Here is an 8194-nt window from a genome sequence, read left to right on the forward strand (position 1 = left end):
ACCCCGCAGCAAAACCGAAAGGCGCAGGGCCAACAGTTGGGCGTTCTACCAGCTACGCCAGTTTCTGGAATACAAGGCGAGAGTTGCAGGGGTTTCTCTGGTTCTTGTGCCGCCTGCCTACACGTCGCAGACCTGTCACAAATGTTTACACATCCATCCCGATCCTGCGCAATCCTACCGCAGTGGCAAGTCGTTCAAGTGTGGGCACTGTGGATGGGAAGGGGATGCGGATTTGAATGGTGCGAATGTGATTGCGCTTTTGGGGGCTGTCGTAAACCAGCCTAGAGGTTCGGGCCTGTTTTGTTCTCTGGTAGAGCAGAACAGGCTCAGGGCTACTGAAAGCCCGCTCCGTACCGCTTAGCGGTCGGAGCCGGGTAGTTTACGCGTGGTCTTTGTTTTTTACCATCAGCGCCTCCGACCGGCTCCTGGGGGAAGACCCGGCTGTTGGCCGCTACATTACGCTGGCCCTGTTCAGTGCCATTCTCACCGGGATCCTGAATGTGCTGCTAGCGCTGTAGTTGGCGGACGGTCTGAGGCTTTCTGAGACCTCGGTCTTTTGCGTTGTCAAGGGCCCGCCGGCAGTAGGGCTTGGCCTGAGGCAAGGGGGATCCTGCTCTCAGGTTTTTTGCTTTTGAATGGGAGAGGATCCCTTGTTTTTTCTCAGGGTTCTTCTCATGAGCGCTTCGATAAGTTCCCTCAAAACCGAACGTCTGGCGGCGGCCTTGCCCGCCGAGCTGCCGCTGCTGCTTGCGCCAGCGGGGGATTGGGAGTGTGCAAAGGCGGCGGTGGAAAACGGAGCCGATGCCATCTATTTCGGGCTGGAACGGTTCAACGCTCGCCTGCGCGCCCGCAACTTCACCGAAGCGGATTTGCCGGAGCTGATGGCCTGGCTGCACCGGCGCGGGGTGCGGGGCTACGTAACTTTAAATACCTTGGTCTTTCCCGAGGAGCTGGAGGAGGCGGAACGGTACATCCGCGCGATGACAGCAGCGGGAGTAGACGCGGTCATTGTGCAGGATGTCGGCATTGCCCGCCTGGTTCGGCATCTTTCTCCCGATTTCCCCATCCACGCCTCGACGCAGATGACTGTCACCAGCGGCGTGGGAGCTGAGTTTGCCGCCGAGCTGGGCTGCGAGGTGGTGGTGCTGGCGCGGGAGTGTTCCCTCAAGGAAATAGCCAAGATCCGCGCCCATCTGGAAGAGAGGGGATCCCCAATTGCTCTGGAGGTGTTTGTCCATGGGGCCCTCTGCGTGGCCTACTCCGGGCAATGTCTGACCAGCGAAGCCCTGGGAGGACGCTCGGCCAACCGTGGAGAATGCGCCCAGGCCTGTCGCCTGCCCTATGAGCTGGTGGTGGACGGGATCCGGCGCGACTTGGGCGAGAAGCGGTATTTGCTCAGCCCCCAGGATCTGGCCGGGCTGGAGGTGCTGCCGGAGCTGGTCAAGCTGGGGATCCACTGTTTGAAAATTGAAGGCCGCCTGAAATCGCCGGAATATGTAGCTAATGTAACGCGCATCTATCGGCGGGCCTTGGACGCTCTGGGGGCAGGGCAGGCGTGGCAGCCCTCAGCCCAGGAATGGTATGAGCTGGAGATGAGCTTTTCCCGCGGCCTGTACACCGGCTGGCTGCGAGGCATCAACAACCAAAAGCTGGTGCATGCCCGTTTTGGCAAAAAGCGCGGCGTTTACCTAGGGCAGGTGGTGAGGATCGAGGGGGATCAGGTGGGAGTGCGCCTGGAAGCTCCCCTCAAGGCGGGGGATGGCGTGGTGTTTGACCAGGGGGAGCCAGAGCTGCCGGAGCAGGGGGGACGAGTTTACCGCGTGCACCAGAAGCAGGGGTTGGCCTGGCTGAGCTTTGCCCAGGGGGCAATTGACCTCAAACGCCTGCGGGTAGGGGATCGCCTCTGGAAAACCAGCGACCCAGAGCTGGAAAAGCGCCTGCGCCAGAGCTATGCCGGGGATCAGCCTCGCTTTCAACGCCCCGTCCACCTGGAAGTCCATGGCCAGGCCGGACTGCCCCTGACCCTGATCCTACGGGACGAAGAGGGCCACGTGGTGCAGGTGGATTCCCCACTGCCTTTGCAACCCGCTCGCCAGCAGCCCCTCACCGACGAGAAGCTGCGGCAGCAACTGGGCCGCCTAGGGGGCACGCCCTTCCGGCTGGGATCCCTGCACAACGCCCTGGAGGGGGAGGTGATGCTGCCGGTCAGCGTCCTCAACCAGATGCGGCGCCAGGCAGTGGAGCAGTTGCAAGCGCTGCGAGCCCGGCCCCGCCGCTGGCAGCTCAATCCTGACGCCCACTGGCAAGACCTGCTGCCTCCCCTGGAGCCAGCCGAGCCGGGATTGCCCCAGCTGGTGGTGTTGGTGCGGGAGCCAGCCCAGTTGTCGGCGGCAATTGCCTGTGGCATCCGGCAGATCTACCTGGAGTTTGAGGATCCCCGCCGCTACCGGGAAGTTATCCGCGCTACCAAAGCTTCTCACCCCGAGGTGGAGCTGTGGGCGGCCCCGCCCCGCATCACTAAGCCGGGGGAAACTTGGATTCTAAAACAGGTGCTGGCGGCAGGAGCCGATGGCTATCTGGTGCGAAACTACGACCACCTACGCTTTTTCGCCAACCAGCGCTGCATCGGCGATTTTTCCCTGAACGTGGCCAATCCCCTCACCGCCCACTATTTCAAAAGCCGCTACCGCCTGGAGCGCCTGACGGCCTCCTATGACCTCAACCATGAGCAACTGGGATCCCTGCTGGAGGCCGGCCCCGCCCACTGGTACGAGGTTACCATCCACCAGCACATGCCCATGTTCCACATGGAGCACTGCGTCTTCTGCGCCTTTTTGTCCAGTGGCACGGATTACACCAACTGTGGCCGCCCCTGCGAAAAGCACGAGGTGAGGCTGAGGGACAGGGCCAATGTGGAGCACATTTTGAAAGCCGATGCTGGCTGCCGCAACACCCTCTACAATGGCAAAGCCCAAACTGGGGCAGAATATGTGTCGCAGCTCCTGGCGCTGGGGTTGCGATATCTGCGCATTGAGTTCTTGCGGGAGTCTGCCGAGCAGGTTCAGCAAACCCTACGCTGCTATCAACAGCTCCTCCAGGGCCAGATGAGTGGCTCTCAACTGTGGCGGGAGCTAAAGCTGTACAGCCAGTTGGGGGTAACAAGGGGCTCTCTGGAAAGTTGAGGTCAATCTATGCCCTTTTGGCCGCCGCAGATCCTCCCCTCTGCCCTCTACCCCCTTCTGCAGCAGGGCCTCAAGACCCTTTTTCCTGAGGCTCTCTGGGACTTACCGCCAGATCCTCAGAAGCGACAGGTGGCCCTTACCTTTGACGATGGCCCTCACCCTGAATACACGCCGACCCTGTTGCAAGTTTTACAGGAGTTTCAGGTACCAGCCACCTTCTTTGTGTTGGGGGAACGGGTGCAGCGCTGGCCCCACCTGGCCCGGAAAATCCGCCAACAGAGCCACGGCATTGGCCTGCACGGCTGGCAGCACCGCTCGTTTACCCAGCTTAGCCGCGGTGAACTGCTACAGAGCTTGCGACGCAGCCAGGATACCCTCGTGGCTGCCTGTGGCGGCACCCCAGAAGAGTATCGGGCCGTGCGCCCCCCCAACGGTCTCTTCTGGCCCCAGACGCTAACCGACTTGCGCTCCTGGGGGTATCTACCGGTGATGTGGAGTGTGGTGCCGGAGGATTGGCTCTGCCCGCCGGTGGCCGTGGTGGTGGATCGGGTGCTCAACCAAGTGCGGCCCGGCTCCCTGATTGTGCTCCACGACGGCGTCCAGGGGGGATCTCAGGTAGCCGAGGTAGTCCGCCGTTTGATCCCGGCCTTGGGGGAGCAAGGGTTTGACTTTGTCCGCCTGCCCCTTTCTGGCAGTCTTCCCAGTTGCAGAGGAGATTGAATACAGTGAAAGGCAGCGATAGGGAGGGCAAGCCATGGGCGTGCGCAAGATCATCTACGGCATTTTCGGGCAGCGAGCCGGCAGCCTCATCGTGGGCACGTGGAATTGGCTTTGGGGGCTGCCGGTGGAAAAAGGCGGGGCAGAGGCAGTGGCGGTGGCCGAAGAATCGGTGCGAACCATGCAGGAGACTGTGCAGCGTCTCACCGAAGCCGTCGCCACCCAGGTAGCTGCCTACCAGCGGGCCGAGCAAAAGTACGTGCAAAAGGTGCGGGAGTACCAGGCGCTGGAGAGCAAGGCTCGCCTGGCTATGCAACGGGGGGATCAAGAAGCCGCTCGCCTAGCTATGGCCGAAGCCCTGCGCATTGAGGCCGCTCTTGGCCCGCTCAAGGAACAAGTGGAAACTGCTGAGCGCTATGTCAAGGCTGCCAAGGAAAAGCTGGCCCGGGAAAAAGAGCGTCTGGCCCTCTACAAGCGCGAGCTGAGCAACCTCAAAGACATCTACGAGGTGAACAAAGCCCTTGAACAGATGACCCGCGTTAACAACGCCTATAGCATTGACTCGGCCAAGTCCCAATTTGAGGCGGCCAAGAACGCCATCCAGGCTCGCCAGCTCAAGGTCCACGCCCTCAGCGAGCTCTCCGAGGATCGCAGCGAGCAACTTGCCGCCCAGCTTGACGAAATGGCTCTCGACGACGAGATCTCCCGCCGCCTAGCTATGCTCAGTGGCCAGGGAGGCAGCCCCGCCAAGCTGCCCTTGCCGGATCTAGACTTCGAGAAGCGCTCTTGATCACGTGTCCTACGAGGCTTTGCTTTATTCGTGGGTAAAGTCGGCTTCTGGCACCTGGCTTGTCTCTGAACCAGCAGCCACTGCTTGCAGGGGCACTGCCTGCGGCACTTGTACAATCTGGGGTGTAAAAACAAAGAGGTTGTACACGGTGTTGCGGCGGATGTTGTCCATCATCTCCAGGAACAGCTCGTAGCCCTCGTTCTTGTATTCGATGAGGGGATCCCGCTGGCCATAGCCGCGCAGGCCCACCGCTTCCCGCAGCGCCTCCATCTGCTGCAGGTGCTCCCGCCAGAGGGTGTCCACCTGCTGCAACAGGAAAAAGCGCTCCGCCTTCCGCATCAAGCCGGGCTCGAACGTATCCAAGAAAGCCTCTTTGGCCTCGTAGGCCAGCTCCGCCTGCTTGATCAGGTGGTCTAGGATTTCCTGATAGGAGAGATCCCGCAAGTCGTCGGCCTTGAGGTTCTCTTTGAGCAGGGGCACAAACTCCTGCATCTTGGCGGTCAGCTTGTCGATTTCCCACTCTTCCGGCGGCAGCTCCGGGTTGACGTGGGCCCGCACGATCTCCTCAACGGTCTTGCGCACGTAGTCGAGGATCTTGGGTTTGAGGTTCTCCCCTTCCAGGATGCGCCGCCGCTCCGAGTAGATGGCCCGCCGCTGGTTGTTCATTACCTCGTCGTACTCGAACACCTGTTTGCGCAGGTCAAAGTAATACACTTCCACCTTGCGCTGCGCGTTCTCCAGGCTGCTGGAAAGCAGCGGGTGCTCGATGGGCATGTCTTCGTCTACCCGGAACATGTCCATCAGCTTGGCCACCCGCTCGCCACCGAAGATCTTGAGCAGGTTGTCTTCTAGGCTGAGGAAAAAGCGCGAGGAGCCAGGGTCTCCTTGCCGTCCGGCGCGGCCCCGCAACTGGTTGTCGATGCGGCGGGACTCGTGGCGCTCCGTGCCGATGACATGCAAGCCCCCCAGCCGCACCACCTCCTCGTGTTCGGCCTCTGTGACCTTTTCGTACTCGGCCTTGATGCTGTTGTAGACCTCCCGCAGTTGCAAGATCAGAGGATCCTGCACCGGCGCCTTCTCCGAGGCCACCGCGATGAGATCTTCCACCACCAGCTCCGGCAGACGGTTCAACCCGTACTTGGCCACTGCGGCTGCCACCACCTCGTCCAAAGCCTGGCTGGTGCGGGCCGACAGCTCACAGGGGTAAAAGTTGGGAGAGACCACCGTCCAGGACTTTTTCGGCTTGGGCGAGGCTGGGCCAAACCCTTGACCGCCGCCGCGGCTTGTCGTGGAGGCCGATCCCAGGGGGTTGTCGGGATCCAGCTGCACCAGCTTGGGCATCAGCCGTTCCCGCAGCTTGAGGCGGGCCATGTATTCCGCGTTGCCACCCAAGATGATGTCCGTGCCCCGCCCAGCCATGTTGGTAGCAATGGTTACGGCACCTTTGCGACCCGCCTGAGCAATGATTTCCGCCTCCCGCTCCACGTTCTCCGGCTTGGCGTTGAGGAGGTTGTGGGGGATCCCCATTTCCTTGAGCATGGCCGAGAGGCGTTCGGATTTTTCCACGCTGGTGGTTCCCACCAAAACAGGGCGCCCCTGGGCGTGCATGTGGGCAATCTCCTCGGCGACCGCTTTCCACTTGGCGTTTTCGGTCTTGTACACCAAATCGGGGGCATCTTTGCGGCGAATGGGCCGGTTGGTGGGGATCACCGTGACTTCTAGGTTGTAGGTTTTGCTGAACTCGGCTTCCTCGGTGCGGGCAGTGCCTGTCATGCCGGAGAGCTTGGGGTAGAGCAGGAAGAGGTTTTGGTAGGTGATGGTGGCCAGGGTTTGGCTCTCGTTTTGAATCGGCACCCCCTCCTTGGCCTCCACCGCCTGGTGCAGCCCGTCCGACCAGCGGCGACCGGGGAGCACCCGCCCGGTGAACTCGTCCACGATCACCACCTCTTGGTTGCGGACGATGTAGTGGACATCCCGGATGAAGAGCTCCTTGGCCTTCACTGCATTAAAGACAAAGTGCGCCCAGGGATCCTTGGGATCGAACAGGTCGGAGACCCCCAGCAGCCGCTCCGCCGCCTCAAACCCTTCGTCGGTGAGGATGACGTTGCGGGCTTTTTCGTCCACCTCGTAGTGCTCGTCCCGGATCAGCTCCCGCGCCACCTGAGCCGCCTTGAGGTATTTTTCGGAGGGGCGGGCCATCTGGCCGGAGATGATCAGGGGAGTGCGGGCCTCGTCGATGAGGATGGAGTCCACCTCGTCGATGATGCAGTAGTTAAAGGGCCGCTGCATCACCTCTTTGATGTCGGTGGCCATGTTGTCCCGCAGGTAGTCGAAGCCCAGCTCGCTGTTGGTGCAGTAGGTGATGTCGCAGTGGTAGCTGCGCCGCTTCTCGTCGGTGGACATGCCCTCTTGCACCAGGCCGACGGTCAGGCCCAGGAAGCGGTGCACCTGCCCCATCCACTCCGAGTCCCGCCGGGCCAAGTAGCCGTTGACAGTAACGATGTGAACCCCTTTCCCGGTCAGGCCGTTGAGATAGGCAGGCAAGGTGGCGACCAGGGTTTTCCCTTCGCCAGTTTTCATCTCGGCAATCTGGCCCTCGTGCAGCACCATGCCGCCAATGAGCTGCACATCGTAGTGGCGCAAGTTGAGAACCCGCTTGGCCGCTTCCCGCACCACTGCAAAAGCCTCGGGCAGGAGATCGTCGAGGGACTCCCCTCTATCCAAGCGCTGGCGAAACTCGGTGGTCTTGGCCCTGAGCTCCGCATCCGAAAGGGAGGCGATCTCAATCTCCAGCGAGTTGATCAGCTTGACAACAGGCAGGTACTTGCGGATCTTGCGATCGTTGGGATCCCCAAGGAGCTTCTGGAGAATTTGGAGCATGGGCAAGCCTAGGCCAATCATTAAAGTAGCGATATAGCGCAATTTTACCATTCCAATTGGCTTGGCCGGCCAGCCCAGCCAAGACGGCAACAGCCCTTTGCCAAGAAAGCCCCAAGCCCTGGAGGGGGGAAAGTGCTTGCGGCCAAGGGCAAGAAGATGTCAGGCTAGGGAAGCGAAGGGATCCCAGGGCTTATGAACTTTCTAGGCGTTGGACTGCCGGAAATGCTGGTTATCTTTGCGGTGGCCCTCTTGGTGTTTGGGCCGCGCAAGCTGCCGGAGATTGGCCGTGCCCTAGCCAAAACCTTGCGCAGCTTGCAGGATGCCGCCAGAGAGTTTGAGGCCCAGTTAACCCAGGAAGCCGAGGAGCTGGAAAAGGCCGCCCGCACAGCCGCTCCCAAGGGCGCCAAAACAGCAGCTCCAGCCCCAACCCAAACCAACTCGACCGGCACAGCCGACCCGTCCACAAAGCCGGCTGCCGAAGCAGAGCCTGTGGCCGCCGCATCCCCGTCCGAGGGCTCGTCAACGGCGGATGCTGCCTAGTCTATGCCCCGCTGCAACCTGCTCTGTTTCGGCGTGACATCCTCTCCCGCTAAGCCCTGACGGGCTGTAGACGGGAGCTTCCGAG

At 61.3% G+C, this 8194-nt stretch carries 7 protein-coding genes; 6 read left to right on the forward strand and 1 reads right to left on the reverse strand.

Annotated elements, in window-relative coordinates:
• The 5 genes from GG26_RS13020 to GG26_RS13040 form a co-directional block, all read left to right on the forward strand.
• The coding region (locus tag GG26_RS13020) for a zinc ribbon domain-containing protein (protein ID WP_414391054.1) at positions 1-361 on the forward strand (361 nt) is incomplete at its 5' end.
• Positions 362-392: 31 nt separating this feature from the next.
• Positions 393-518 (forward strand): hypothetical protein, encoded by a 126-nt coding sequence (locus GG26_RS13025; RefSeq protein WP_011429657.1) that lies wholly within the window; start codon positions 393-395, stop codon positions 516-518.
• Between the two features lie 156 nt (positions 519-674).
• Positions 675-3182 (forward strand): DUF3656 domain-containing U32 family peptidase, encoded by a 2508-nt coding sequence (locus GG26_RS13030; protein WP_414391057.1) that lies wholly within the window; start codon positions 675-677, stop codon positions 3180-3182.
• Positions 3183-3191: 9 nt separating this feature from the next.
• Positions 3192-3902: a polysaccharide deacetylase family protein gene (locus tag GG26_RS13035; protein ID WP_414391060.1), complete on the forward strand. Its 711-nt coding sequence runs from the start codon at positions 3192-3194 to the stop codon at positions 3900-3902.
• A gap of 34 nt (positions 3903-3936) precedes the next feature.
• The gene (locus GG26_RS13040; protein ID WP_414391063.1) at positions 3937-4689 is read left to right on the forward strand and encodes a PspA/IM30 family protein; all 753 of its coding nucleotides are present in this window, start codon (positions 3937-3939) and stop codon (positions 4687-4689) included.
• A 24-nt stretch (positions 4690-4713) separates the two neighbouring features.
• Here GG26_RS13040 and secA read toward each other — a convergent pair whose 3' ends face one another.
• Positions 4714-7560 carry a preprotein translocase subunit SecA gene (gene secA / locus GG26_RS13045; protein WP_414391067.1) on the reverse strand — a complete coding sequence of 949 codons (2847 nt, stop codon included), beginning with the start codon at positions 7558-7560 and terminating at the stop codon, positions 4714-4716.
• A 201-nt stretch (positions 7561-7761) separates the two neighbouring features.
• Here secA and GG26_RS13050 point away from each other — a divergent pair, with 201 nt between their 5' ends.
• Positions 7762-8109, forward strand: coding sequence for a TatA/E family twin arginine-targeting protein translocase (locus GG26_RS13050; protein ID WP_099884193.1), 348 nt, complete (start codon positions 7762-7764; stop codon positions 8107-8109).
• The last annotated feature ends 85 nt before the right edge of the window (positions 8110-8194 follow it).

Source organism: Synechococcus sp. 'PEA 65AY6A-5F PE A' (assembly GCF_047462575.1).
Classification (GTDB): domain Bacteria; phylum Cyanobacteriota; class Cyanobacteriia; order Thermostichales; family Thermostichaceae; genus Thermostichus.